The following is a 24,397-nucleotide window of genomic DNA, read 5'->3' as shown; positions in this document are numbered from 1 at the left end:
CCCGGGCTGTGGACCGGGTCCCGTTCACGGGGTGGGATCCGGACGGGTGGCCGGGGGATGGATTGGGGGGCAGTGTTTGTGGTTCGGGCGATGAGTTCGGGCGGGGTGGGGAGTCCTATTGCCGTTGGCGACGTCAGAGGAGGAACTTGTGGCTCAACTGCTGAGGGTGCAGAACTTCAGTGTCTCGAGTGACGGCATCGGTGCCGGTGAGGAACAGACGCTCGAGAGGCCGTTCGGGGACGCGGATCCCGCGCGGCTGTTCGCCTGGGCCGGGGCCACGGCGAGTTGGCCCAATCGCACCGAGCCCGGCGGAAGCCGCGGGCTCGACGACTACTTCGCCCGGGACTTCTCCCACAACATCGGTGCCGAGATCATGGGGCGCAACAAGTTCGGGCCCCAGCGCGGGCCCTGGCAGGACCACACGTGGCAGGGCTGGTGGGGTGACGAGCCTCCGTTCCACACCCCGGTGTTCGTCATGACCCACCACGAGCGGCCTTCGATCACGCTCTCCGACACCACGTTCCACTTCGTCGGCGGCGACCCGGCCGCCGTTCTCGCCCGGGCGCGGGAGGTGGCTCAGGGGAAGGACGTGCGCCTCGGCGGCGGGGTCACCACCATCCGGCAGTTCCTCGACGCCGACCTCGTCGACACCCTGCACGTGGCGGTCTCGCCGGTGAAGCTCGGGTCCGGACTGCGGCTCTGGGAGTCCCCCGACGAGCTGCGCGACCGTTTCCACCTGGAGGTGGTGCCCAGCCCGAGCGGGGTGACGCACCACCTGTTCTGGCGGAAGTGAGCCGGTCCCCCCTCGGTCAGTGGCGCAGGCGCAGGCCCTGGGGGGTGGCGTGGAACCCGGCGGCTTCCGTGGGTGGGGCGTAGGGGGAGGTGAGGGAGGGGGCGGCGTTGACGCGTTCCACCGTGAGGGTGGGCAGGCTGCCCTGGCGGGAGGCCGTGGTGAGGGCCGTCAGGGCGGCTGTGAGGCGGGGGTCGTCCGGGTCGGGCCAGGCGAGGAGGGTTTTGCCGCCGCGCTCCAGGTAGAGGGTGAGTTCGCCGTCGACCAGGACCACCAGGGAGCCCGCCTTGCGGCCCGGCTTGTGAGTGGCTCCGGTCGGGGGTTCCGGCCAGGGGAGGGCCGCGCCGTAGGCGTTCGCCGGGTCGGCGGCGGCGAGGACCACCGCGGCCAGCGGGGGCGGGGTGCGCTCGGCCGCGCGGAGCCGGTCGACCGCGCCGTCCATGGCGAACTGGGCCGCGCCCAGGCCTTCGACCACGTAGCCCCTGCGGGCCTGGCCGCTGTCCTCGAAGGCGGAGAGGACGCGGTAGACGGCGCTGAAGCCGCCTTGCACGCCTTCGGCGGCCACCGCGCCCCGGGTCACCACCCCGTGCCGGTCGAGCAGGGTGCGGGCCAGGGCGTGTGCGCGGTGGGTCGGGTCCGGGGCGTGGGCCGGGAGCAGGGACCAGCGGCCCGACACCGTGGGCGGGCCCGTACGGGAGGCAGGGGTGGTGAGGGTGCCGTAGCGGCCGCGCGGGATCGTACGGCGGGCGCGGTGGGCGGTGGCGCCCGCCGTGCGGCCCGAGCCGAGGAGGGAGCGCAGGGGGGCCAGGGTGTCGTTGGTCAGGCGGCCCGACCACGCCAGGTCCCAGACGGCGGAGGACAGGTCCGCGTCCGAGGCGTCCGGGACCAGGGCGCGGGCACGGTCCGTGAGCTGGCGGAAGAACAGGCCGTAGCCCCCGGAGAGGGCGGACAGGAGCGCCTCGTGGAGCGGGCTGAGCTCCAGGGGGTGCGGAGGAGGCAGGAGGAGGGGGGCGGAGTCGGCGAGGTAGAGGGAGACCCAGCCGTCCTTGCCCGGCAGGGCGCCCGCGCCCGCCCAGACGACCTCGCCGGTGGTGGTGAGCTCGTCCAGGAGGGTGGGGGAGTAGTCCGCGACCCGGGAGGGCAGGATCAGCCGTTCGAGGGCGGAGGCGGGCACCGCGGCGCCCTGGAGCTGCTCGATCGCGCGGGCCAGGCCGTCGATGCCGCGCAGGGCTCCGCCCAGGTGCTGCCACTGGGGGAGGAAGGTGGCGAGGGCGGCGGGAGGGACCGGCTCCAGTTCCTGGCGCAGCGCGGCGAGGGAGCGGCGCCGTAGCCGGCGGAGCACGGTGGCGTCGCACCATTCCTGGCCGATGCCCGCCGGGTGGAACTCTCCCTGGACCACCCGCCCGGCCGCCGCGAGCCGGTGCAGCGCGCCGTCCGTCACGGCCGTGCCCAGCCCGAAGCGGGCGGCGGCGCTGACCGTGGTGAAGGGGCCGTGGGTGCGGGCGTACCGGGCCAGGAGGTCGCCGAGCGGGTCCTTCACCGGCTCGGTGAACGCCTCCGGGACGCCCACGGGGAGCGCCGTGCCCAGCGCGTCGCGCATCCGGCCGGCGTCCTCGATGGCCGCCCAGTGGTCCTCGCCGCCGATCCGGACCCGGATCGCCCGGCGGGAGGCGGAGAGGGACGCGGCCCACTCGGCTTCCGCGCCGCGGGCGGCCAGTTCCGCCGGGGTGAGCGGGCCGAGCAGGCGCAGCAGGTCGGCCACCGACTCGGCGTCCTTGGCCCGCCGGTCCTCGGTCAGCCACTGGAGCTCCCGCTCCAGCTCCGTCAGCACCTCCGCGTCGAGCAGTTCGCGGAGCTCCGCCTGGCCGAGCAGCTCGGCCAGCAGCCGGGAGTCCAGCGACAGCGCGGCCGCCCTGCGCTCGGCGAGCGGGGTGTCGCCCTCGTAGAGGAACTGGGCGACGTACCCGAAGAGGAGGGAGCGGGCGAAGGGGGAGGGCTCGGTCGTGGTGACCTCGACGAGGCGGACCCGGCGGGCCTCGATGTCCCCCATCAGCTCGGTCAGGCCCGGCACGTCGAAGACGTCTTGCAGGCATTCCCGTACGGCTTCCAGCACGATCGGGAACGAACCGAACTCGGAGGCCACCTGGAGCAGTTGCGAGGCGCGCTGGCGCTGCTGCCACAGGGGGGTGCGCTTGCCGGGATTGCGGCGCGGGAGCAGCAGGGCGCGGGCCGCGCACTCGCGGAAGCGGGAGGCGAACAGGGCGGAGCCGCCCACCTGGTCGGTGACGATCTGCTGGACGTCCCCGTGGTCGAAGGCCACGTCGGCCGCGCCCAGCGGGGGCTTGTCGTCGTCGAAGTCGAAGGAGGCCGAAGAGGCTGCCGTGCCCTTCGGCGCTGGGTCGTGGTCCAGGAGGTCCAGGTCCATGCCCAGCAGGTCCGCGTCCGGGAGGCGCAGCACGATGCCGTCGTCGGCGTGCATGACCTGCGCGTCCATCCCGTACCGCTCGGAGAGGCGGGCGCCGAGCGCCAGCGCCCAGGGGGCGTGGACCTGGGCGCCGAAGGGGGAGTGGACGACGACCCGCCAGTCGCCGAGCTCGTCGCGGAACCGCTCGACGACGATGGTTCGGTCGTCCGGTACGTGGCCGCAGGCCTCGCGCTGTTCCGAGAGGTAGGACAGGACATTCTCGGCGGCCCAGGCGTCCAGGCCCGCCGCCAGCAGCCGCAGCCGGGCGTCCTCGGGGTCAAGGCCGCCGAGCTCGCGCAGGAACGCGCCGACCGCGCGGCCCAGCTCCAGCGGGCGGCCCAGCTGGTCGCCCTTCCAGAACGGGAGGCGGCCCGGGACCCCGGGGGCGGGGGTGACCAGGACGCGGTCACGGGTGATGTCCACGATCCGCCAGGAGGTGGTGCCGAGGGTGAAGACGTCGCCGACGCGGGACTCGTAGACCATCTCCTCGTCGAGCTCGCCGACCCTGCCCCCGCCCTTCTTGGGGTCGGACCCCGCCAGGAAGACGCCGAAGAGCCCGCGGTCCGGGATGGTCCCGCCCGAGGTCACCGCGAGCCGCTGCGCGCCCGGCCGGCCGGTGATCGTTCCGGCGACGCGGTCCCACACGACGCGGGGTCTGAGCTCGGCGAAGGCGTCCGAGGGGTAGCGGCCGGCCAGCATGTCCAGCACCGCCGTGAAGGCCGAGTCGGGCAGCGCCGCGAAGGGGGCGGCCCGGCGCACCAGGGCGAGCAGGTCGTCCAGCTGCCAGGTGTCCATCGCGGTCATCGCGACGAGCTGCTGGGCGAGGACGTCCAGCGGGTTGGAGGGGATCCGCAGGGACTCGATCGAGCCCGTGCGCATCCGCTCGGTGACCACGGCCGCCTGGACCAGGTCGCCCCGGTACTTGGGGAAGACGACCCCGGTGGAGACCGCGCCCACCTGGTGTCCGGCCCGGCCCACCCGCTGCAGCCCGGAGGCCACCGACGGCGGGGACTCCACCTGGATGACGAGGTCCACCGCGCCCATGTCGATGCCCAGCTCCAGGCTGGAGGTGGCGACCACGGCGGGCAGCCGGCCCGCCTTCAAGTCCTCCTCCACCAGGGCCCGCTGCTCCTTGGAGACCGAGCCGTGGTGGGCGCGGGCCAGCAGCGGCGGAGCGCCCTGGGCGGCGCCCGACTGCGCCATGATCTCGGCCGGGGGCGGGCCGTCGGGCAGCGGGCCGCCGGTGGCCCGCTCGTACGCGATCTCGTTGAGCCGGTTGCACAGGCGCTCGGCGAGGCGGCGGGAGTTGGCGAACACGATGGTGGAGCGGTGGGCCTGGACCAGATCGGCGATCCGCTCCTCCACGTGCGGCCAGATGGAGGGCTTGTCGCCGCCCTCCTTGCCCTCGGTGGCGGGGGAGCCGCCCAACTCGCCCATGTCCTCGACCGGGACGACCACCGACAGGTCGAACTCCTTGGTGGAGGGCGGCTGGACGATCTCCACCTTGCCGCGCGGAGCGAGGTAGCGGGCCACCTCCTCCACCGGGCGGACCGTCGCCGACAGCCCGATCCGGCGCGCGGGGCGGGGCAGCAGCTCGTCCAACCGCTCCAGGGACAGCGCGAGATGGGCGCCGCGCTTGGTCCCGGCGACCGCGTGCACCTCGTCCAGGATCACCGTCTCGATCCCGGCCAGGGCCTCGCGGGCCGCCGAGGTCAGCATCAGGAACAGCGACTCGGGCGTGGTGATCAGGATGTCCGGCGGCCGGGTCACCAGCGCGCGCCGCTCGGCCGGCGGGGTGTCGCCGGAGCGGATCCCGACCCGGATCTCCGGCTCGGGCAGGCCCAGGCGCACCGATTCCTGCCGGATGCCGGTCAGCGGGCTGCGCAGATTGCGCTCCACGTCCACCGCGAGGGCCTTCAGGGGCGAGATGTACAGCACCCGGCAGCGCTTCTTCGGCTCCGCCGGGGGCGGGGTCGAGGCCAGCTGGTCGAGGGCGGCGAGGAAGGCGGCCAGGGTCTTGCCGGAGCCGGTGGGGGCCACCACCAGCACGTCCGAGCCCGCACCGATGGCCCGCCAGGCGCCTTCCTGGGCGGAGGTGGGCGAGACGAAGGCCCCCGTGAACCAGGAACGGGTCGCGGGGGAGAACGAGTCGAGCGCGGTACCGGACATGCCCCCATCGTGCACCCGCCCACTGACAACCGGCCGGACCTGTGGAAACACCACGGCCGGACGTGCGGGAACAGCCCGGCCGGGACGGGCGCAGAATGGGGGGATGGGCACGGGGACGACCGGAGCGGACGAGGGCCGCCGGGAGTGGGCGCGGCACTGGCGGTACGCGGAACTGCCCGGGCTGGACCTCCTGCGCGCCCACTACGTGCGCCACACCTTCCCGCGCCACGCCCACGACGGGTACGTCATCGCGGCCGTCACCGGCGGCGTCGAGGAGATCGGCCTGCCCGGGGACACCCTGCGCGCCGGGCCCGGCAGCGTGGTCCTGATCAACCCCGAGGTCCCGCACACCGCCCGCGCCGGGGTCCCCGAGGGCTGGGCCTACGCGACCCTCTACCCCTCCCGGGCGCTGATCACCGAGGTCGCCACCGAGATCGGGACGCTGCGCGGGACCCCCGGCTTCACCGCCGACATGGTCGCCGACGCGCAGGCCTCGCGGGCCATCACCGAGGTCCACCGGGCCGCCGAGGCCGGCAACGCGCTGGCCGCCGACACCCTGCTGCGCGGGGTGGTGGCCCGGATGCTGACCCGGCACGCCGGGCCGCTGCCCGCCCGTACGGCGGGCCGCGCGGGGGCCGCGGACGCGGAGCGGGCCCGGGCCGTACTGGAGGAGCGGATGGCGGAGCCCCCGTCGCTGGAGCAGCTCGCGGCGGAGCTGGGCACGAGCCCCTTCGCCCTGCTGCGGGCCTTCCGGGACCGGTACGGCATGCCCCCGCACACCTGGCTGACCGATGCCAGGGTCCGGCGGGCGCGGCGGCTGCTCGACGCGGGGATCCCGCCGGCGGAGGCGGCCGTCGCCGTCGGCTTCACCGACCAGCCGCACCTGAACCGGCACTTCACCCGCATCGTGGGGGTGCCGCCGGGCGCCTACCGGCGGGGGCGGGCGGCCGGTTAGGGTCCGGATCATGGACCGGTTGGAGCAGGCCGCGGTGTGGGGCGCGTACGCGGAGCAGGTGCGCGGGCGGGTGCCCGAGTGGGCGCCGCCGGGCGCGGTGGTGGAGCGGGACGGGCCCCTCGTACGGACCCACTACGGCACGCACGGGACGGTCGGGCACCGGCCGCTGACGGAGATCGGGCGCGGGGAGCTCGCGAAGCTGGTGCGCGGGCAGCAGGAGGCCTTCGCGGCGCGGAGCGAGCCGGTGGAGTGGAAGGCGTACGGGGCCGATCCGCCGGGCCTGGCCGAGGAGCTGGAGGCGGCCGGGTTCACGGCGGATCCGGAGCGGTCCCTGATGGTGGTGGAGTGTGCGGTGCTGGGGCGCGAGCGCGCTGACGGGCGGGTGCGGTCCGTCGTCCCCGGGCCGACCCTGCTCGAACTGGCGGCTTCGTCCGGTCCGCACGAAACGCCGCTCGCCGAGTTCGAGGCCGACGGCGGCTGCGTCTACGGCCGGGCCGAGGTCGCCCTGCTGTTCGACGGAGGTCGCCCGGCGGCCGTGGGGTGGGCCCGGCGCGACCCGCGCACGGACTTCGTGGTGATCGGTGGGCTGACCGGGCCGTACGCCGAGCTCCTGAGGGCCTGGGGACAGCTCGCGGCGCCGAGGCACCCGAAGACCTCGGCGGCCACGCACTGTGTGCTGGAGGCCGAGGGGGAGCTGCGCGAGGTGGCCCGAACCGCCGGATTCCGCGAGCTGACCACGGTACGGACCCACCGCTGGGCTCCGCCGGGAAGCCCGGCACAGAGCCGGCCCGTGCGGTGGCTGGGCGACGACGAGGATCTGCTGTGGGACCGGCTGGAGAACGAGTTCGGCTTCGCCCCGGACACCGAGCAGTTCCCCGGTTTTGACGCGTCGGCCCCGTCCGTCACCTGGCGGCTCGCGGAGGGGCCGCCCGAAGAGCTGGACCGGATCCTGCGACCCGCTGTGCGGTCCCTCACCCCGGCCGGGCGGCTGTACTGGCTCGACTGGCAGCACACCGGGTACGACTTCGACCCGCACCGGGTCGGCGGTTCCGGCGAGCCCGAGTGGCCCGGGCAGGTCGACCCGAACGGCGACTACTACCTCTACCTCCACCCCGACCTGCGATTCGGCACCTTCGGACACCCCTGGGAGCGGACCCTGTGCGTCTGGGGCGCCGGACTGCTCGCCGCCGTAGAGGCGGGGCTCACCGAGTTGCTCGGTGAGCCGCTGCGGCGGCGGGACACCCCCTAGCTAGACCAGCCCCGCACGGGTCTCCTCGATCAGGGCCCGGGCCTCGGTCACGGTGGCCGTCAGGGACTCGGGCGTCGTGCCCGGCGCGCCCAGCAGGGCCCGTACGCGGTCGCCGAAACCGGCGGGCGCCGAGGGCAGGAGCTCGGCGGCGGCCAGGGCGCCCTTCTCGTTGAGGCACCAGCGGCGGTCCGCCGCGTACAGGGCCTGGACCAGGATGCCGAAGGCCTTGGACAGGCACAGGGAGACGTACAGGGCGTCCGCGCGGGCCGCGCCCTTCGCGGCGCCCGCCGCGAGGAACTCCGCCTCCCACGCCCCGGCGATCAGGGCCTCGCGGAGGGGTTCCGGGTAGGCCGAGGCCGTGGTGCGCAGGGCGGTCAGCTCGCCCGTCGGGTCCGCCAGGACCTGGCCCAGGGCCACCTCGCCCGGGTAGCAGGGGGACCAGAAGCCGAGCGGGTGTCCCGGCTGCACGCCCACCTCGTAGCGGCCCTCGCGGCACTCCTGCCACACCCGTTCCACCCGGTCCAGGTCGCGCAGGATCCAGTCCACCGCCACCCCGTCGACGCGCAGCCAGGCGCCGCCGTTGACCCAGGGCCCCCAGCCGCCGGGGCCGGCCACCTCCACGTCCGGGCCGGCCAGTGCGCCGAGCGCGGCGAGGTCGAGGGGGCCGCGGTAGTAGACGCCGAGGTCCCAGTCCGATGCGGGGTGGTGCTCGCCGCGGGCCCGGCTGCCGCCGAGCATGACTCCGCGCACGCCGGGCACCTCGGCCAGCCGCTGCGCCATTTCCTTGATCACTTCGTGCATGGTGCAAGAACGTACAAGACCGGGATGGCGGGGGCCGCGTAATTTTCGGGGCGTGGGAGAACAGCGGATGGTCATACGAGAAGAACCCGACCGGGAGACCCCCGGCGGGGAGGCCCCCGGCGGGGAGGCTCCCGGCGCGCCCGTAGTGGACAAGCCGCGCGCCGCCGTGGTCCGGGACGCGCTCGGCGTCGGAGTGGCGGTCGGGCTGTCCGGCTTCGCCTTCGGGGTGACCGCCGCCGGATCCGGGGTCAGCACCCTCCAGGCGTGCGTGCTGAGCCTGCTGGTGTTCACCGGGGCCTCGCAGTTCGCGCTGGTCGGGGCACTGGCCGCGGGCGGGAACCCGTTCACGGCCGCCGCCGGAGCCTTCTTCCTCGGGACCCGCAACGCCTTCTACGGGCTGCGGCTGTCCCAGTTGCTCGCGCTCCCCAAGGGCGTACGCCCGTTCGCCGCGCACTGGGTGATCGACGAGACCACCGCGGTGGCCCTGGCCCAGCCCGACCGCAAGTCCGCGCGGCTCGGCTTCACCGTGACCGGGCTGAGCCTCTACGTCCTGTGGAACCTCACCACCCTGCTCGGCGCGCTCGGCGCAGAGGCCATCGGGGACACCCGCGCGTGGGGGCTGGACGCCGCCGGGCCCGCCGTGTTCCTGGCGCTGCTCGCGCCGATGCTGAAGACCGGCACCGAGCGGGCCGTCGCCGCGCTCGCCCTCGTCCTGGGGCTGGGCCTGCTGCCCGTACTGCCCGCCGGGGTGCCCGTGCTGATCGCGGCGCTGGCCGCGCCGATCGTGCTGTGGATGAAGGGACGCCGCTCGTGAACGTCTGGATCGCCATCGGGCTCACCGTCCTCGGCTGCTACGCCGTGAAGCTCGCCGGACTGCTCGTCCCCGCCGGCGCCCTGGAGCGGCCCGCGGTGCGCAAGCTCGCCGCCCTCCTGCCGGTCGCGCTGCTCGCCGCGCTCACCGCGCAGCAGACCTTCGCCACCGGGCAGGAGCTCGTGCTGGACGCCCGCGCCGCCGGGCTCGCGGCCGCCGCGGTCGCGCTGCTGCTGCGGGCCCCGTTCCTCGTCGTGGTCGCGGCGGCCGTGGCCGTCACCGCGGGGCTGCGGGCCCTGGGAGGCTAGGCACGCCGCCGATGGCGCCGGCGAGGCGGCCGTACGCGCGCAGGGTCAGCAGCGCCTCCAGCGTCGCGATCGGGCGCCGCTCCAGCGAGCTGCCCGGCGCCCAGGCCCCGCGGCCCGCCGGCCAGCCGCCGTCCGGCTGCTGCAGGCCGGCCAGGAAGCGCAGCGAGCCGTACAGCTCCGCGTCCGTGAACCAGCCGCGGGCGAGGGACTCCGGGCGGCGGGCGAAGTCGTACGGGTACAGGTGCTCGCGCGGTACGGGGTCCGCCGCCGGGTCCGGCGCGCGGTCCAGTACGACGAGCCGCTGCTCGCGGACGAGGCGGCCCAGCCGGTCGGCGGCCGCCGCGGCCCGGGCCCGGTCGGGGACCCCGTCCAGGAAGGCCACCGCGCCGCGGACCTCGTACGGGTGCCAGTGGCGCAGGTTCTCCACCCGGTCCCAGCAGAAGTCCGTCGCACGGAACAGCCACGCGTGCCACACCCGGTTGCGGTGCAGGATCCCGACGACCGGGCCGGTGGCCAGCAGGTCGCCCGGCGGATCGTCGTGCAGCGGGTGGTAGGGGGCCGCCGGGTAGCCGCCGGAGCCCGGGGCGGTCGCCGGGAGCGCCCCGTCCGGGGTGGAGACCCGGGTCAGGTGGGCGCAGAGCCGCTCGATGCGCTGTCCGGCGCAGCGGCCCAGGCCGTCCAGGACGCGCAGGGCGTGGGCGGTGTGCAGCGGGTGGCTCAGCGGACCGCGCAGATCCGGGTCGAGGGCGTGGCCGTAGCCGCCGTCACCGCCCAGATAGGCGCCGAGGGCGGTGTCCACCGGGTCGGCGTCCGCGCCGAGGAAGTGGAACGCGAACCGCCGCTGCTCCAGCACGCGGGCCGTGAGCCAGATGAACCGCTCGGCACGGGCGAGCGCGCTCGTCGCCGTCGCCGTGGTCACCGTCGTCGCTGTGGTCGCCGCCGGGGCGCGGGCTTCGTCTCCAGGCATGCCAGGAACCGTAGGGGCCCGGGCCGCGCGGAGGTGGCCCGAACGGGGAGGGTGCACTCTCCGGGGCGGGATACTGGAGGCATGCGGTTGACGATTTTCTGGGAGCGGATGGCCGAGCACTTCGGCGCGGGCTACGCGGACTCCTTCGCGCGGGACCACGTCATGACGGAGCTCGGGGGACGCACGGTCCACGAGGCGCTGGACGCGGGCTGGGAGGCCAAGGACGTGTGGCGCGCCGTGTGTTCGGCGGTGGACGTGCCCGCCTCGCTGCGCTAGCGCGGCGCGCCCGGCAGGCCCGCACACCGGCCGTCGCGCGGGTCGCTGCGGCTCCCGGACCGCCTCTCCCGGGCAGGGCCGCGGCGAACGCTTCGTGGTTCGCGGCGCCGGTGGGACAGACTGGTCGGCGTGGCAGCCAGTGATGAGACGACCGACCGGCCCGAAGCCCCCCGGAGCGCGCCGCCGACGGGCCCGGCGGCCGCGGCGGACCCCTCGGCCGCAGGCCCCGTAGGGGGAGGGCCCGATGGGTCGGGCGGCACCGGTGAACCGGCTCCGCCGGATGCCCGGATGCCGCGCTGGCTGCCGCGCGCGGTGGTCCTCGTACTGGCCCTGGTGGCCTGCTTCCAGCTCGGCAGCTGGGCCTTCCACCAGCTCATCGGGCTGCTCGTCAACATCCTGATCGCGTTCTTCCTCGCGCTCGCGATCGAACCGGCCGTGGCCCGGATGGCGGCCCGCGGCGTGCGCCGCGGGCTCGCCACCTTCCTGGTGTTCCTCGGGGTGTTCGTCGGCGCCGCCGGTTTCGTCGTCCTGCTCGGCTCGGTCCTCGCCGCGCAGATCGTCGACCTGGTGGAAGGCTTCCCCGGCTATCTCGACTCGCTGATCGGCTCGATCAACGACACCTTCCACACGGACCTGTCCCGGCTGGACATCCAGGACAGCCTGCTGCACTCGGACTGGCTGCAGAAGTACGTGCAGAACAGCGCGAGCGGCGTGCTCGACGTGTCCGCCACCGTGCTCGGCGGGCTGTTCAAGCTGCTGACGATCGGCCTGTTCTCCTTCTACTTCGCCGCCGACGGGCCGCGACTGCGCCGCGCGCTGTGCTCCGTACTGCCTCCCAGGAAGCAGGCGGAGGTGCTGCGCGCGTGGGAGATCGCCGTCACGAAGACGGGCGGATACCTCTACTCGCGCGGGCTGATGGCGCTGATCTCCGGGATCGCGCACTACATCGTCTTCGCGGTGCTGGGCGTGCCGTACGCGCCCGCGCTCGCGGTGTGGGTGGGGCTGGTCTCGCAGTTCATCCCCACCATCGGCACCTACCTGGCGGGTGCGCTGCCGATGCTGCTCGCCTTCACGGTCAACCCCTGGTACGCGCTGTACGTCCTCGGATTCGTGGTGGTATACCAGCAGTTCGAGAACTACGTGCTCCAGCCGAAGCTCACCTCGAAGACGGTCGACATCCACCCGGCGGTGGCCTTCGGATCGGTCATCGCCGGCACCGCCCTGCTGGGCGCGGTCGGGGCGCTCATCGCGATCCCGGCCGTCGCCACGATGCAGGCCTTCCTCGGCGCGTACGTGAAGCGGTACGCGGTGACGGGGGAGGCCGCCCCCGGGGAGAGCGGTACGGGCGTTACTGCGCCCCGGCGTCGCCGAGTACGGATTCCAGGGCGTCGGTGACGGCCGCCTCGGTGGCGGCCTTGTCGACGCCGAGGGAGGACAGCACGCCTTCGCCGTCCTCGAGTTCGAGGAGCGCGAGCAGGATGTGCTCGGTGCCGACGTAGGCGTGGCCCAGGCGCAGCGATTCGCGGAAGGTGAGCTCGAGGGCCTTCTTGGCGGTGGCGTCGAAGGGCACGAGCGCGGGCATCTCCCCGGCGGCGGCCGGCAGGGAGGCGGTCGCGGCGGCGCGCACGTCCTCCAGGGCGACCCCCTGTCCCCGCAGGACGAGCGAGGCGAGGGACTCGGTGTCGGCGAGCAGCCCGAGGATCAGGTGCGCGGCGCCGATCTCGGCGTTGCCGGCCGCGCGGGCCTCGTTCTGGGCGGTGACGACGACGTTGCGGGCGCGCGGCGTGAACCGGCCGAAGCCCTGTGCGGCGTCGGCTTCGGCGCCCTCCCCGGCCTTGTCGGCCTTGGGGACGAAGCGCTTCTGGGCGGCCTGGCGGGTGACGCCCATGCTGCGGCCGATGTCGGTCCAGGAGGCGCCGGAGCGGCGGGCCTGGTCGACGAAGTGGCCGATGAGGTGGTCGGCGACGTCCCCGAGGGACTCGGCGGCGACGACCGCGCCGCTGAGCTGCTCCAGGGTGTCGGTGTGGACCTTCTTGATGGCCTCGATGAGGTCGTCGAGGCGTACCGGATTGGTCATGCGAACGGGTTCCACCGAAGGGTTCGTCATAGAGGCAACCCTAGGTTGACAGTCGAAGGGGTGTCAACCTTGGGTTGTCACTTTCCCGGTTCCCGCAGCGTGAAGCTCGCGCGCTCGCGCCAGGCCGTCCCGTCGTAGGCCACCAGGTCGACGGCACGGGCGCGGGCGGTGAGGGGCAGCCGGCCGTTCAGGTCCGCCTCTGCGGCGTCCAGGTCGGCCTCGGGGGCGCGCTGGGCCACCGTGAGGTGCGGGACCGGGTCCGGGTAGCGGCCGCCGTAGGGCCGCACGTCCGGCCAGCGCCCGGTGATCGCGCGGGTCAGGCGGCGCAGCGGGGCGTCCGGCTCCGGGGCGAGGTAGAGCATCCCCGGGAACCGGCCGGTCCGCTCGAAGCGCAGGTCGAAGGCGTGGTGGGGGCTCAGGGTCGCGGCGATCCCGGCGAGGATCGAGGCGTCGATCAGGTGCTCCTGGAGGAACGGGTAGAGCACGCTCACGTGCGCCGGGACCCCGGCCCCGGCCCGGGTCGCGGGGTCGATCCGCTCCTGCCAGTCCCGTACGACGGGTTCCGCCTCGGGCATCCGCACGATGAGCGCGGTGCGGCCGGCGGGGAACATGCTGGAGGTGTCGTCCGTCATGAGAGTGGATCATGCCAGCCGCCGGTGGGGCGCGCGGGTCCGGCGTGGCGCGCTTGACAGGGAAATCGAACACGCATTCTCATGGGTTATCCACAGTCAAAACGGACGTGGGACCGCGTTGTCAGTGGCAGGCGTTAGCGTCAATGGCGTGAAGCGATCGACTCAAGCAAATCGGGTGGAACCCATGGCAGCAGGCAACGACCGCGAGAAGGCTCTCGAAGCCGCGCTCGCACAGATTGAACGGCAGTTCGGCAAGGGTGCCGTGATGCGTCTCGGCGACAAGCCGAACGACCCCATCGAGGTCATCCCCACCGGATCGACCGCGCTGGACATCGCGCTCGGCGTCGGTGGACTGCCGCGCGGCCGTGTGATCGAGGTGTACGGGCCGGAGTCCTCCGGTAAGACCACCCTGACCCTGCATGCCGTGGCCAACGCGCAGAAGGCCGGCGGCACCGTGGCCTTCGTGGACGCCGAGCACGCGCTCGACCCCGAGTACGCCAAGGCCCTCGGCGTCGACACCGACAACCTCATCCTGTCCCAGCCGGACACCGGCGAGCAGGCGCTGGAGATCGTGGACATGCTGGTCCGCTCCGGTGCGCTGGACCTCATCGTCATCGACTCCGTCGCGGCGCTCGTGCCGCGCGCGGAGATCGAGGGCGAGATGGGTGACTCGCACGTGGGTCTCCAGGCCCGTCTGATGAGCCAGGCCCTCCGGAAGATCACCGGTGCGCTCAACCAGTCCAAGACCACCGCGATCTTCATCAACCAGCTCCGCGAGAAGATCGGTGTGATGTTCGGCTCGCCGGAGACCACCACCGGTGGCCGCGCGCTGAAGTTCTACGCCTCCGTGCGCCTCGACATCCGGCGCATCGAGACCCTCAAGGACGGCACGGACGCGGTCGGAAACCGCACCCGCGTCAAGGTCGTCAAGAACAAGGTCGCGCCGCCCTTCAAGCAGGCCGAGTTCGACATCCTCTACGGCCACGGCATCAGCCGCGAGGGCGGCCTGATCGACATGGGCGTGGAGCACGGCTTCGTCCGCAAGGCCGGTGCCTGGTACACGTACGAGGGCGACCAGCTCGGCCAGGGCAAGGAGAACGCGCGGAAGTTCCTCTGCGACAACCCCGCCCTGTCCGACGAGATCGAGCGGAAGATCAAGGAGAAGCTGGGCGTCGGCATCCGCAAGGACGCCGCTGCGACGGCCGCCGCTGCCGAGGCCGGCGCGGACGCGTCCGCCGAGACCGCGGCCGTGCCCGCTCCCGCGTCGAAGGCCAAGACCGCGGTCAAGGCCGCCGTCGCCAAGAGCTGACCCGTGTGGGAGCAGCAAAGCGGCGGCGCGGACGGCGCGGACGGGGCTGAGGACCGCCGCGAGGGCAGTCGCCGGGGCCGCCGCGAGGGCGGCGGCCGGGGAGGCCGCCGCTCGGAGGGCTGGGGGGACCGGGAGGGGCGGGAGGGCCGGGAGGCCCGCCCGGAACTGCCGCCCCAGAGTCCCGAGGAGCAGGCGCGGGCGATCTGTCTGCGCCTGCTCACGGGGATGCCGCGCACCCGGCGGCAGCTCGCGGACGCCCTGGCCAAGCGGGACATCCCCGAGGAGGTGTCCGAGCAGGTCCTCTCCCGGTTCGAGGAGGTGGGCCTGATCGACGACGCCGCCTTCGCCGGGGCCTGGGTCGAGTCCCGGCACCGGGGGCGGGGGCTGGCCCGCCGGGCGCTCGCGCAGGAGCTCCGTACCAAGGGGGTGGCACCCACCCTCGTGCAGGAGGCCCTGGAACAGCTCGACTCCGACCAGGAGGAGGAGACCGCCCGGGAGCTCGTGGAGCGCAAGCTCCGCGCGACCCGGGGCCTGGAGCGGGACAAGCGGATCCGGCGCCTCGCCGGAATGCTCGCCCGCAAGGGGTACCCCGAGGGCATGGCCCTGCGGGTGGTCCGCCGCGCACTGGAGGCGGAGGGCGAGGACCCCGACGGTCTGATGGTCTAGGGGGCCAAGGGGCCAAGGGGCCAAGGGGCCAAGGGGCCAAGGGGCCAAGGGGCTAAGGGGCTGATGGTGTGACGAGGTGACCCGCGGGCTCCGGGGGCAGGGGGCCGGGCATGTGGGTAGGGCGTAGGTGGGGTTAGCCCCCGGCCGGGGACGCCGGGGCGCTCCAATGTCCCGAGGCGGCCCCGGCGGCAGAGTTTTCCCCATGATGCTGCGCTACGCACTCCAGACCGTCAGGGACCGCAAAGCCGGTTTCCTCGGCGCCTTCCTCGCCCTGCTGTGCGCGGCGGCCCTCGTGACCGCCTGCGGAACTCTCCTGGAGACGGGCCTGCGCGGCACGATCGCCACCGAGCGCTACGCGGGCGCCCCGGTGGTCGTCTCCGCCGACCAGAACGTCCACGCGACGACGGTCAAGGAGAAGAAGGGCAAGACGAAAAGGAAGCACAAGGCCAAGCCCGTCGCCGAACGGGCCTGGCTGCCGGCCGCCACCGTGGACACCGTCCGCGCGGTGCCCGGAGTCGAGCGGGCCGTGCCCGAACTCACCTTCCAGGCCGTGCCGCTCACCCGGGGCGGCTCGGGCGGCGAAGGCGCGAAGCCCTCGTACGGGCACGCCTGGAGTTCGGCCGCGCTCACCCCCTTCACGCTCGCCGAAGGCCGCGCCCCCCACGGTGGTGGCGAGGTCGTCGTCGACCGTGGACTCGCCGCCCGCGCGTCCCTGAAGCCCGGTTCCGAGCTCACCGTGCAGTCCACCGGCGCGCCGAAGACCTACACGGTCAGCGGGATCGCGGCCCCGGCCACTTCCGGCGGGAGCCTGGCGCACCAGAGCGCGCTGTTCTTCGGCGACGCCGAGGCGCAGCGGCTCGCCGCCCGCGACGGCCGGGTCAGCGCCATCGGGGTACTGCCCGAGGTCGGAGTGGACGCCGGCGAGCTGGCCGGGCGGATCCGCCAAGCCCTCCAGGGCACCACCGCGCAGGTGGCCACCGGCGACCAGCGGGGCCCCGTGGAGTTCCTCGACGCGGCCGGCGCCCGGATCAAGCTGGTCTCCATGGGCGGCGCGATGGGCGGCACCTCGCTCCTCGTGGCGGTCCTCGTGGTCGTCGGCACCTTCTCCCTGTCGATCCAGCAGCGCCACCGCGAACTCGCCCTGCTCCGCGCCATCGCCGCCACCCCCAGGCAGCTGCGGCGCATGATCGGCCGCGAGGCGCTGCTCGTGGGGTTCGCCGCCGGAATCGCCGGCGCCCTCGCCGGACTGCCGCTGGCCGCCTGGCTGCACGGCCGCTTCGTCGACGCGGGCGTCGTCCCCGTGACGCTGGAGCGCACCGCCGGGATCTTCCCGATGATCGCCGCCGTCGGCGCGAGCCTGCTCGGAGCGTGGGCCGCGGCCCGGATCACCGCACGGCGCGTGGCCCGCGTGCGGCCCGCCGAAGCACTGGCCGAGGCCGCCGTCGAACGGAGCCGGCCCACCTGGGCGCGGCTCGTCGCCGGGGCGCTGCTGCTGGCGGCCGGGGTGGTGCTGGTCGCCGTACTCAGTACGCTGCGCACCGAACCGGCTTCGACTCCGGTCACCTTCCTCGCCGTCGTGGTGCTCGCCGGAGCCGTCTCCCTGCTGGGCCCGCTGATCGTCAAGGGCGCGGCCGCGCTGCTCGCCGGGCCGCTGCGGCTCGCCGGCCCGGGCGGCCGGCTGGCCACCGCGAACCTGCGCGGCAACGCGACCCGGATGGCCTCCGCCGTCACCCCGCTCACCCTGCTGATCGGGATGGCCTGCACGGTGCTCTTCGTCACGCCGACGCTCGGCGACGCCGCCCGGGCGCAGGCCCGTGAGGGCGTACGGGCCGAGTGGGTGCTCCAGGGCCGGGGGCCGGGGGTTCCCGGCGCCGCCGCCGAGCGGATCCGCCGGACCCCCGGGGTCCTCGCGGCCACCGAGATCGTGCACACCTCGATCCGGGTGGGGCTGACGAAGTACGCGGCGCAGGGCGTGACCCCGGCGGGGCTCGACCGGACCTGGGACCCGGGGGTGACGGCCGGAAGCCTGACGGGGTTCGGGGAGAAGAGCGTCGCGGTGAGCGATCTGGCCGCTGACCAGCTGGACCTGAAGCCGGGCAGCCCGCTCTCGCTGACGCTGGGGGACGGCACGCCGGTCACCCTGACCGTGTCCGCGGTGTACGCGCGCGGGCTGGGTTTCGGGGACGTGACGCTGCCGCACGGTCTGGTGGCCGCGCACGTGGACGCTCCGCTGGCTTCGACCGTGCTGGTGGCGGGGCCGGCCGCGGGGCCGGCCGCTCGGGAAGCGCTCGCCTCGGCGGTACGGGAGTACCCCGGCGTGGTCGTGCTGTCGGCGGCCGAAGCGGACGGCGCGCGGGCCGAGCGGCAGGCGGCCGGGGCGGAGATCAACCTGCTGGCGATGGGGCTCGTCCTGGCCTTCACCGCGATCGCGGTGGCCAACACCCTGGCGATGTCCACGGGGGAGCGGCTGCGGGAGTTCGCGATGCTGAGGCTCGCGGGGGCGACGCGGCGGCAACTGCGGGGCATGCTGCGGGTGGAGGCGCTGGCGGTGCTCCTGATGGGGGTGGTGCTGGGGTCGGGGATCTCGCTGGCGGTCCTCACCGCGTTCAGCGTGGGCATGACGGGGTCGGCGGGGGCGGTGGTGCTTCCGCTGGTGTACGTGCTGGTCGTGGGCGGGGCAGGGCTGGTGGCGCTGTGTGCCACGGGCTTCGCCGGGCGGGTGGCGATGCGGCCCCGCCCGGTGGACCTGGCGACGGCCAAGGCCTAGCCCTCGCGACTCCGCCCGTGGGCTACCCCCGGCCCCTCGCGCCTCAGGCGCCGGCGGGGCTGGGGGCGGCCCCGGGTACACCGCTGCGACCGTCGCCGCTGCGCGGGGCAGAGTTCCCCGCTGCGACCCTTTGCCGCTGCGCGGGGCTGAGTTTCCCTACCCGCCCTTCGCCCGTTCCGCGGGCTCTGCCCGGACCCCGGTCCTCAAGCGCCGGACGGGCTGGAGGGTTCCGGGCTGTGCCGGGACCTCCTGGGGCTGCGCCCCGGACTCCGCGCCTCGAACGCCGGTGAGGCTGGGTTGGCGCGGGTGGGCTGGAGGGTTCCGGGCTGTGCCGGGACCTCCTGGGGCTGCGCCCCGGACTCCGGTCCTCAAGGGCCGGAGGGCTGGATCGGGGCCGCGCGCGGCGACGGGTCCGGGGCGGAGCCCCGGGGAACGGGCGAAGGGTGGGTAGGGGACTCCGCCCCGCAGGGCCGACCCAGCCGCACCCGACCACCGGCCCCGACCCGGGACGGCGGTGGCGGCACCGCCGACCGGCCACCGCCGGACGGAGTTCGGCGCAGCGCCCCGAAGCCCGCGCAGCGGTGCGAGTAGCGCGTCGAAAAGGTGCTCGGCGCAGCGGCGCGAAGCCCGTGCGGCGGTGCGCCGGGTGCGTCAGGGAACTACGGGTAGGCCTGCGGCCTTCCAGGCCTGGAAGCCGCCGGTGAGGTCCGTCGAGTGGGGGAGGGACAGGGCGTGGAGGGAGGCCGCCGCGAGGGTGGAGGCGTAGCCCTCGTTGCAGATGACGATGACGCGGATGTCGTGGTCCACCGCCTCCGGGAGGCGGTGGGAGCCTTCGGGGTCGAGGCGCCATTCCAGTTCGTTGCGCTCGATCACGAGCGCCCCCGGGATGAGTCCGTCCCGCTCGCGCAGGGCCTGGTACCGGATGTCGACCAGCAGGGCCCCGGTCAGGGACTCCGCGTGCGCCTGGGCCGCGTCCACGCGGGTGTACGTGGTCCGCAGCCGGTCGATCAGCGCGTCGATGCCGCTCACTGCCAGTCCGCCGGACGCTCGACCTGCTCCAGCGTGAGCACCGGGCCGGTGCGGCTGTAGCGGCGGATCAAGGGGAGCGGCGGGTAGTACGCGTGGACGGAGATCGCGTGCTCCGTCGCGGACTCGTTCAGCACCTCGTGCACGTGGTGCTCGCCGAAGGCCCGCCCGGTGCCCGCGTCCAGGGCGCGCGTGCGGTCCACGTCGGGGGCCAGGGACAGGGACTGCCAGCCCTCCGAAGGGAGGCGGACCGCCAGGGAGTTCTCCGTGAGGCGCCCGAGCGCGGTGGTGAACGCGCCCCGCGACTCGGCGTGGTCGTGCCAGCCGGTGCCGGTGCCGGGCGGCCAGCCGATCAGCCAGGCCTCGCTGCCGCCCGGGCCGTCGAGGCGGATCCACGTCCGGCCCTCGGGGTCGAGCGGGAGGGCGGCGATCAGCTCGGGGTCGGAGGCGATGCGCCGGGTGAAGGCGAGGAGATCCGCCGCCGAGACGGCCGAGACGGCCGGGCCGGAAGCCGGAGCCGTCGCCGGGGCAGGGGCGTGCGTGGGTGCAGACATGGAGGGTGACCGTCCTGGGGGTTCGCGAGAGTGCGCGGCACATCCACATGGGGGCGCGCGAGGGGAAGGCGAATCAGCAGGAAGGGCGACACACGCAGCCCGCGTAGCGGAGCAGGTCCATATGGACCCTCCGCCACAGGCGTACGTCGTTGCCGGTCATGTCCGCGAGTGAAGCACGACTCGGCCCGAGGGTCAATCGATCACGGGTGCGGCGGCGGGCAGGGCCCTGGGGGCCGCCCTGGTCGGGGGAGCTTCCGGCGCGCCGCGGCGGACCGCGTCAGCGGCCTCGTACAGCTCGGCCGGCTGGACCCCGGCGAAGGTGGCGGAGAGATGCCCGTCCGGTCGCACGAGGAGCACGGTGTGCGCCGCCGCCCCCGGGTAGCCGTCCGCCACGAGCAGCTCCGCCCGGACCGGCAGCGCGGAGACCGCCGCCGCGAGGCGGGGCATCAGGCCGGCGCCCACCCAGTGCCGCCGGTCCCAGACCCCGGTGCCCGGGGCGACGAGGACGACGAGGAGCCGGCCCCGCCCCAGCTGGTCGCGCAGCGGCACCGTCGAGCCGTCGGGCGCGGTCACCGGGACGTTCTCCACGGGCCCGCCCGGCTCGGTGGCGGTGGGCACGTCGTGGACGGCCACGGGCGGGGCGTACACCGGCTCCGCGCCCAGCGGGCCGCGGCCCAGATGGCCGTCGGCCAGGAGTAGTTCGGCGGCGCGCGAGGCTCCGGGGAGGTAGGCGCGCAGGCCGCCCCCGGTGCGCAGGACGGGCATGGCCTGGTCGGCGGCGCGCAGCCGGGCGGCCACCGCCCTGCGGCGCTCGGCCTCGTAACTGTCGAGGAGTTCCTCGGAAGCCCCCTGGTGCCAGGCCAGGGAGAGCTTCCAGGCGAGGTTCTCCGCGTCGCGCAGCCCCTCCTCCACGCCCTGGGTGCCGAGCGCGCCGAGCAGGTGCGCGGCGTCCCCGGCGAGGAAGCAGCGGCCGTCGCGCCAGCGCCGCGCGAGGCGGTGGTGCAGGGTGTGGACCCCGGTGTCGAGCAGCTCGTACGGGGGTGTCGTGCCCCCGCACCACACCGCGAGGCTGTCGCGGATCCGGGTCACCAGCGCGTCGGGGGTGACGAGGTCGCCGCGCGCCGGGAGCAGCCAGTCCAGCCGGTACACCCCGTCGGCCAGCGGCCGGGCGGTGACTTCCTCGGGCGGGCTGCGGTGCAGCAACGCTTCGCCGGGCCAGGGCAGTTCGGTGCGCAGGGCGGCGACGGCGTGCCGTTCCACGGCGGTGCGGCCGGGGAAGCGGATGCCGAGCAGCTTGCGCACGGTGGAGCGGGCCCCGTCGCAGCCGACCAGGTGGCTCCCGCGCCACCACGTGGTCTCGGCGCCCCGGGTGTGGGCGGTGACCCCGCGGTCGTCCTGCTCCAGGGCGTCGATCTTGCTCTCGGTGACCAGTTGGACCAGGGGGTGCGCGGCGGCGGCGTCGCGCAGTCCGCGGGTCAGGGCGTGCTGGGGCAGGTGGATCGGCGCCGGGCCGTCCTCGAAGGTGATCCGCTGGGACTCGCGGCCGCCGCGCATGGTGCGCCAGGCGGTGAAGTACGCGCCCTCGTCGCGCAGGGTCGTACAGCCCAGCCGGTGCACCATCGCGGCGGTGTCGGCGTGCAGGGCGACGGTGCGGGCGGGGCGGAGCTCGTCCTTGCCGGATCCCTCGTCGAGGACGACGCAGGGCACGCCCTGGCCGGCCAGGGCGAGGGACATGGACAGTCCGACGGGCCCCGCGCCGACGACGATCACCGGGTCCATGATGTGGCTCCCGGTGTCCGGTATGTGATCACAGAACGTATGCAACCCACTGGAGGTGCCTGCGTCAAGTGACGCCGGGCCGGACAATGCCGAGTGGTGCGACGGATGAGTTCCGCCGCACCACACGTGTCCCGCCAGTGTACTGACCGGCTGTCAGACCGGATGCCGGACGTGGGTCCGAGCAGATGTCCGATGCCGCGCCGGGAGACGCCGCGCCGGAGAGGCGGTCACCCGCCGGCGCTGTTGTTGCCCGCGTCGAGGGTGATCGGGACGGTCGCGTCCGTGGTCCGCTTCGACTTCCGCAGCCGGCCCTCCATCCAGGAGGCGAAGGAGGTGAGGGCGAAGTTGACCGCGATGTAGATCGCCGCGATCACGATGAGGGTCGGGATGGTGTTGCTGAAGTTCGCCGAGATCTGCCGGTACTGGGTCAGCAGTTCGGCGAGGCCCAGGACCGCACCGCCGATGGCGGTGTCCTTGAGGATCACCACGAGCTGGCTGACCAGCGCGGGCAGCATCGCGGTCACGGCCTGCGGGATCAGGACGTAGGTCATGACCTGGCCCTTGCGCATGCCGATCGCCTTCGCGGCGTCGGTCTGGCCCTTCGGCAGCGACTCGACGCCGGCCCGGACGATCTCGCCGATGACCGCGGAGTTGTACAGGACCAGCCCGGTGACCACCGCGTACAGCGGCCGCACCTCGGAGTCCACGCCCGTGTACTGCACGTAGAAGGCGGAGCCGAAGAGCATCAGCATCAGGACCGGGATGGCCCGGAAGAACTCGACCCAGGTGCCCACGATGCTGCGTACCCACGCGTGGTCGGAGAGCCGCCCCATGCCGAGGAGGGCGCCCAGGGGCAGGGCGATCAGCATGGAGATGGCGCCGGCCCGCAGGGTCTCGCCGAGTCCGGGGAGCAGGAAGGTCGTCCACACCTCGCCGGTGAAGAAGGGGCTCCACTTGTCGGCTTCGAGCTGGTTCTTGTCCGCCAGGGCGGACAGCACCCACCAGGCGACGGCCGCGGCCACGACGAGGAAGATCCCGCTGTAGATCCAGTTGCGCGCCTTGGCCTTGGGGCCCGGGGCGTCGTACAGCACGGAGGTCATCGCTTCACCGCCACTCGCTTGGCAACCCAGCCCAGGAGCAGGCCGGTGGGCAGGGTCAGAAGGACGAAGCCGAGGGCGAAGACGCCGAAGACGGCGAACAGCGACTGCGGCTCGTTCTCGACCATCTCCTTCATCAGCAGCGCGGCCTCGGCCACGCTGATCGCCGCCGCCACCGTGGTGTTCTTGGTGAGGGCGATGAGCACGTTGGCGAGCGGCGCGATGACCGCCCGGAACGCCTGGGGGAGCACGATCAGGGTGAGCGTCTGGAGGAAGCTCATGCCCAGGGCGCGGGAGGCCTCGGCCTGGCCGACCGGGACCGTGTTGATGCCCGAGCGGATCGCCTCGCAGACGAAGGTGCCGGTGTAGGCGATGAACCCGAGGACGGCGAGCCGGAAGCCGATCTCCTTGAAGGTGCCGCCGCCCAGGGTGACGCCGAGGGTCTGGTTGAGGCCCAGCGAACACCCGATGATCAGCACGGTCAGCGGGGTGTTGCGCACGAGGTTGACGTACGCGGTGGCGAAGCCCCGCATCACCGGGACCGGGCTGACCCGCATCCCGGCCAGCACGGTGCCCCAGATCAGGGACCCGACGGCCGAGTAGAGGGTGAGCTGAACCGTCACCCAGAAGGCTCCGAGCACGTCGTACTGCCCGGAATCAAGAAAATCGAACACGATGGCCTGCGCTCTCCCCAGGATGGCCAGGTGGGCCGGTGGGTCACGGCGCCGCCCGCGGCAGGCGGGCGGCGACGCTCCTCACCGATGGATCGGCCGGCGGACCGGCCGCCGGGTCAGCTGCCTTCGGTGACCGCGGGCGCCGGCTCGGCCTTGTAGCCGGCCGGGCCGAAGTTCTTCTCGATGGCCGCGGCCCAGGCACCGTCGGCCTCCATCTTCTTGATGGCGGCGTTGACCTTGGTCTGGAGCTCCTTGTCGCCCTTCTTCAGACCGATGCCGTAGTTCTCGTTGCTCAGGCTCAGCCCGACCAGCTTGAACTTGCCCTTGTTCTTGTCCTGCGCCGCGTAGCCGGCCAGGATCGAGTTGTCCGTGGTCAGCGCGTCGATGGTCTTGTTCTCCAGGCCGGTCAGGCACTCGGAGTAGCCGCCCACCTGCTGCAGGTCGGCCTGGGGGGCCAGCTTGTCCTTGACGTTCTGCGCCGAGGTGGAGCCGGTGACCGAGCAGAGCTTCTTCTTGTTGAGGTCCTCGGCCTTGGTGATCGAGGTGTCGTCGGCGCGGACCAGCAGGTCCTGGTGCGCGAGGAAGTACGGGCCGGCGAAGTCGACGCGCGCCTTGCGCTTGTCGTTGATCGAGTAGCTCGCGACGACCAGCTTCACGTCGCCGTTGGCGATCAGGTTCTCGCGCTCGGCGCTGACGGCCTGCTTGAACTCGATCTGCTCCGGCGTGTAGCCGAGCTCCTTGGCCACGTACGTCGCCACGTCCACGTCGAAGCCCGTGAACTTGCCGTCGGGGGTCTTGAGGCCCACACCCGGCTGGTCGAACTTGATGCCGATGACGATCTTGTCCTTCTTGGCACCGGCCGAGGAGCCGCCGTCACCGGCGGTCTTGTCGCTGTCGCCGCCACAGGCGGTCGCGGTCAGGGCGAGAGCAACGGCGATGGCGGCGGCCGCGCCGACCTTGGAGAGCTTCATGGTGGACTTCCCTCGAAGTGAGACGTGAGACGGGAGAAAGACGTGAAGTGAGACT

General features: G+C 73.9%; 22 protein-coding genes. 10 read left to right on the top strand and 12 right to left on the bottom strand.

All coding sequences use genetic code 11. The features are described 5' to 3' along the window. The first annotated feature begins 148 nt into the window (after positions 1-148). On the top strand, positions 149-793 hold the full coding sequence (locus OG730_RS11975; protein ID WP_327304238.1) for a dihydrofolate reductase family protein: 645 nt from the start codon (positions 149-151) through the stop codon (positions 791-793). 16 nt (positions 794-809) lie between these two features. Here OG730_RS11975 and OG730_RS11970 read toward each other — a convergent pair whose 3' ends face one another. Next, positions 810-5,423 carry an ATP-dependent helicase gene (locus OG730_RS11970; RefSeq protein WP_327304237.1) on the bottom strand — a complete coding sequence of 1,538 codons (4,614 nt, stop codon included), beginning with the start codon at positions 5,421-5,423 and terminating at the stop codon, positions 810-812. A gap of 103 nt (positions 5,424-5,526) precedes the next feature. Here OG730_RS11970 and OG730_RS11965 point away from each other — a divergent pair, with 103 nt between their 5' ends. Together OG730_RS11965 and OG730_RS11960 are read left to right on the top strand one after the other, a co-directional pair. Then, positions 5,527-6,378, top strand: coding sequence for an AraC family transcriptional regulator (locus OG730_RS11965; protein WP_327304236.1), 852 nt, complete (start codon positions 5,527-5,529; stop codon positions 6,376-6,378). A 10-nt stretch (positions 6,379-6,388) separates the two neighbouring features. Next, positions 6,389-7,627, top strand: coding sequence for a DUF2716 domain-containing protein (locus OG730_RS11960; protein ID WP_327304235.1), 1,239 nt, complete (start codon positions 6,389-6,391; stop codon positions 7,625-7,627). Here the strand turns inward: OG730_RS11960 and OG730_RS11955 are convergent, their stop codons facing one another. Next, on the bottom strand, positions 7,628-8,428 hold the full coding sequence (locus tag OG730_RS11955) for a nucleotidyltransferase domain-containing protein (protein ID WP_327304234.1): 801 nt from the start codon (positions 8,426-8,428) through the stop codon (positions 7,628-7,630). A 67-nt stretch (positions 8,429-8,495) separates the two neighbouring features. Between OG730_RS11955 and OG730_RS11950 the strand changes: the two genes are divergently transcribed. Further along, the gene (locus OG730_RS11950; RefSeq protein WP_327304233.1) at positions 8,496-9,242 is read left to right on the top strand and encodes an AzlC family ABC transporter permease; all 747 of its coding nucleotides are present in this window, start codon (positions 8,496-8,498) and stop codon (positions 9,240-9,242) included. After that, positions 9,239-9,547: an AzlD domain-containing protein gene (locus tag OG730_RS11945; RefSeq protein ID WP_327304232.1), complete on the top strand. Its 309-nt coding sequence runs from the start codon at positions 9,239-9,241 to the stop codon at positions 9,545-9,547. The genes OG730_RS11950 and OG730_RS11945 overlap by 4 nt, the downstream gene beginning before the upstream one ends. Here OG730_RS11945 and OG730_RS11940 read toward each other — a convergent pair. Then, a complete protein-coding gene (locus OG730_RS11940; RefSeq protein WP_327304231.1) occupies positions 9,516-10,514 on the bottom strand; it encodes a hypothetical protein in 999 nt (332 codons plus the stop codon). The genes OG730_RS11945 and OG730_RS11940 overlap by 32 nt on opposite strands. 81 nt (positions 10,515-10,595) lie before the next feature. Between OG730_RS11940 and OG730_RS11935 the strand changes: the two genes are divergently transcribed. Next, positions 10,596-10,790: a DUF3046 domain-containing protein gene (locus OG730_RS11935; protein ID WP_214955542.1), complete on the top strand. Its 195-nt coding sequence runs from the start codon at positions 10,596-10,598 to the stop codon at positions 10,788-10,790. A gap of 288 nt (positions 10,791-11,078) precedes the next feature. After that, complete coding sequence (locus OG730_RS11930) at positions 11,079-12,185, top strand: AI-2E family transporter (RefSeq protein ID WP_327309228.1); 1,107 nt, start codon at positions 11,079-11,081, stop codon at positions 12,183-12,185. On the opposite strand, the gene OG730_RS11925 is transcribed toward OG730_RS11930, so the two are convergent. Continuing rightward, positions 12,139-12,897 (bottom strand): Clp protease N-terminal domain-containing protein, encoded by a 759-nt coding sequence (locus OG730_RS11925; RefSeq protein WP_327304230.1) that lies wholly within the window; start codon positions 12,895-12,897, stop codon positions 12,139-12,141. The two genes, OG730_RS11930 and OG730_RS11925, sit on opposite strands and share 47 nt — an antisense overlap. 47 nt (positions 12,898-12,944) lie before the next feature. Beyond that, complete coding sequence (locus OG730_RS11920) at positions 12,945-13,499, bottom strand: 2'-5' RNA ligase family protein (RefSeq protein WP_327304229.1); 555 nt, start codon at positions 13,497-13,499, stop codon at positions 12,945-12,947. 184 nt (positions 13,500-13,683) lie between these two features. Here OG730_RS11920 and recA point away from each other — a divergent pair, with 184 nt between their 5' ends. The 3 genes from recA to OG730_RS11905 all read left to right on the top strand — a co-directional run bounded on the left by recA (position 13,684) and on the right by OG730_RS11905 (position 18,241). After that, positions 13,684-14,808: a recombinase RecA gene (gene recA, locus OG730_RS11915; RefSeq protein WP_327304228.1), complete on the top strand. Its 1,125-nt coding sequence runs from the start codon at positions 13,684-13,686 to the stop codon at positions 14,806-14,808. Positions 14,809-14,811: 3 nt separating this feature from the next. Continuing rightward, positions 14,812-15,474, top strand: coding sequence for a recombination regulator RecX (gene recX / locus OG730_RS11910; protein WP_327304227.1), 663 nt, complete (start codon positions 14,812-14,814; stop codon positions 15,472-15,474). Between the two features lie 202 nt (positions 15,475-15,676). Then, positions 15,677-18,241, top strand: coding sequence for an FtsX-like permease family protein (locus tag OG730_RS11905; protein ID WP_327304226.1), 2,565 nt, complete (start codon positions 15,677-15,679; stop codon positions 18,239-18,241). A 651-nt stretch (positions 18,242-18,892) separates the two neighbouring features. On the opposite strand, the gene OG730_RS11900 is transcribed toward OG730_RS11905, so the two are convergent. The 7 genes from OG730_RS11900 to OG730_RS11870 all read right to left on the bottom strand — a co-directional run bounded on the left by OG730_RS11900 (position 18,893) and on the right by OG730_RS11870 (position 24,342). Further along, positions 18,893-19,276, bottom strand: a complete 384-nt coding sequence (locus OG730_RS11900) for a rhodanese-like domain-containing protein (protein ID WP_327309227.1) — start codon at positions 19,274-19,276, stop codon at positions 18,893-18,895. Continuing rightward, positions 19,267-19,821, bottom strand: a complete 555-nt coding sequence (locus OG730_RS11895; protein ID WP_327304225.1) for a cupin domain-containing protein — start codon at positions 19,819-19,821, stop codon at positions 19,267-19,269. Before OG730_RS11895 ends, OG730_RS11900 begins: the two co-directional genes overlap by 10 nt. Positions 19,822-19,894: 73 nt before the next feature. After that, positions 19,895-19,942: a hypothetical protein gene (locus OG730_RS44305; RefSeq protein ID WP_311314449.1), complete on the bottom strand. Its 48-nt coding sequence runs from the start codon at positions 19,940-19,942 to the stop codon at positions 19,895-19,897. 71 nt (positions 19,943-20,013) lie between these two features. Next, positions 20,014-21,600, bottom strand: coding sequence for an FAD-dependent monooxygenase (locus tag OG730_RS11885; RefSeq protein WP_327304224.1), 1,587 nt, complete (start codon positions 21,598-21,600; stop codon positions 20,014-20,016). Positions 21,601-21,827: 227 nt separating this feature from the next. Beyond that, a complete protein-coding gene (locus OG730_RS11880; RefSeq protein WP_327304223.1) occupies positions 21,828-22,700 on the bottom strand; it encodes an amino acid ABC transporter permease in 873 nt (290 codons plus the stop codon). Beyond that, positions 22,697-23,371: an amino acid ABC transporter permease gene (locus OG730_RS11875; RefSeq protein ID WP_327304222.1), complete on the bottom strand. Its 675-nt coding sequence runs from the start codon at positions 23,369-23,371 to the stop codon at positions 22,697-22,699. The genes OG730_RS11880 and OG730_RS11875 overlap by 4 nt, the downstream gene beginning before the upstream one ends. Positions 23,372-23,487: 116 nt before the next feature. After that, entirely contained in the window at positions 23,488-24,342 is an 855-nt protein-coding gene (locus OG730_RS11870; protein WP_327304221.1) for a glutamate ABC transporter substrate-binding protein, read from the bottom strand. Positions 24,343-24,397: the final 55 nt, after the last annotated feature.

The organism is Streptomyces sp. NBC_01298, assembly GCF_035978755.1.
Lineage (GTDB): Bacteria > Actinomycetota > Actinomycetes > Streptomycetales > Streptomycetaceae > Streptomyces.
This window is presented reverse-complemented; position numbering and strand designations above follow the sequence as displayed.

What these genes read in the sequence shown, in the direction of transcription:
- OG730_RS11955 (WP_327304234.1), bottom strand. Translation starts at nt 8,428, where the DNA reads ATGCACGAAGTGATCAAGGAAATGGCGCAGCGGCTGGCCGAGGTGCCC.
- OG730_RS11935 (WP_214955542.1), top strand. Translation starts at nt 10,596, where the DNA reads ATGCGGTTGACGATTTTCTGGGAGCGGATGGCCGAGCACTTCGGCGCG.
- OG730_RS11930 (WP_327309228.1), top strand. Translation starts at nt 11,079, where the DNA reads ATGCCGCGCTGGCTGCCGCGCGCGGTGGTCCTCGTACTGGCCCTGGTG.
- OG730_RS11925 (WP_327304230.1), bottom strand. Translation starts at nt 12,897, where the DNA reads ATGACGAACCCTTCGGTGGAACCCGTTCGCATGACCAATCCGGTACGC.
- OG730_RS11920 (WP_327304229.1), bottom strand. Translation starts at nt 13,499, where the DNA reads ATGACGGACGACACCTCCAGCATGTTCCCCGCCGGCCGCACCGCGCTC.
- OG730_RS11880 (WP_327304223.1), bottom strand. Translation starts at nt 22,700, where the DNA reads ATGACCTCCGTGCTGTACGACGCCCCGGGCCCCAAGGCCAAGGCGCGC.
- OG730_RS11870 (WP_327304221.1), bottom strand. Translation starts at nt 24,342, where the DNA reads ATGAAGCTCTCCAAGGTCGGCGCGGCCGCCGCCATCGCCGTTGCTCTC.
- OG730_RS11950 (WP_327304233.1), top strand. Translation starts at nt 8,496, where the DNA reads ATGGTCATACGAGAAGAACCCGACCGGGAGACCCCCGGCGGGGAGGCC.
- OG730_RS11960 (WP_327304235.1), top strand. Translation starts at nt 6,389, where the DNA reads ATGGACCGGTTGGAGCAGGCCGCGGTGTGGGGCGCGTACGCGGAGCAG.
- OG730_RS11905 (WP_327304226.1), top strand. Translation starts at nt 15,677, where the DNA reads ATGATGCTGCGCTACGCACTCCAGACCGTCAGGGACCGCAAAGCCGGT.
- OG730_RS11885 (WP_327304224.1), bottom strand. Translation starts at nt 21,600, where the DNA reads ATGGACCCGGTGATCGTCGTCGGCGCGGGGCCCGTCGGACTGTCCATG.
- OG730_RS11965 (WP_327304236.1), top strand. Translation starts at nt 5,527, where the DNA reads ATGGGCACGGGGACGACCGGAGCGGACGAGGGCCGCCGGGAGTGGGCG.
- OG730_RS11970 (WP_327304237.1), bottom strand. Translation starts at nt 5,423, where the DNA reads ATGTCCGGTACCGCGCTCGACTCGTTCTCCCCCGCGACCCGTTCCTGG.
- recA (WP_327304228.1), top strand. Translation starts at nt 13,684, where the DNA reads ATGGCAGCAGGCAACGACCGCGAGAAGGCTCTCGAAGCCGCGCTCGCA.
- OG730_RS11940 (WP_327304231.1), bottom strand. Translation starts at nt 10,514, where the DNA reads ATGCCTGGAGACGAAGCCCGCGCCCCGGCGGCGACCACAGCGACGACG.
- OG730_RS11895 (WP_327304225.1), bottom strand. Translation starts at nt 19,821, where the DNA reads ATGTCTGCACCCACGCACGCCCCTGCCCCGGCGACGGCTCCGGCTTCC.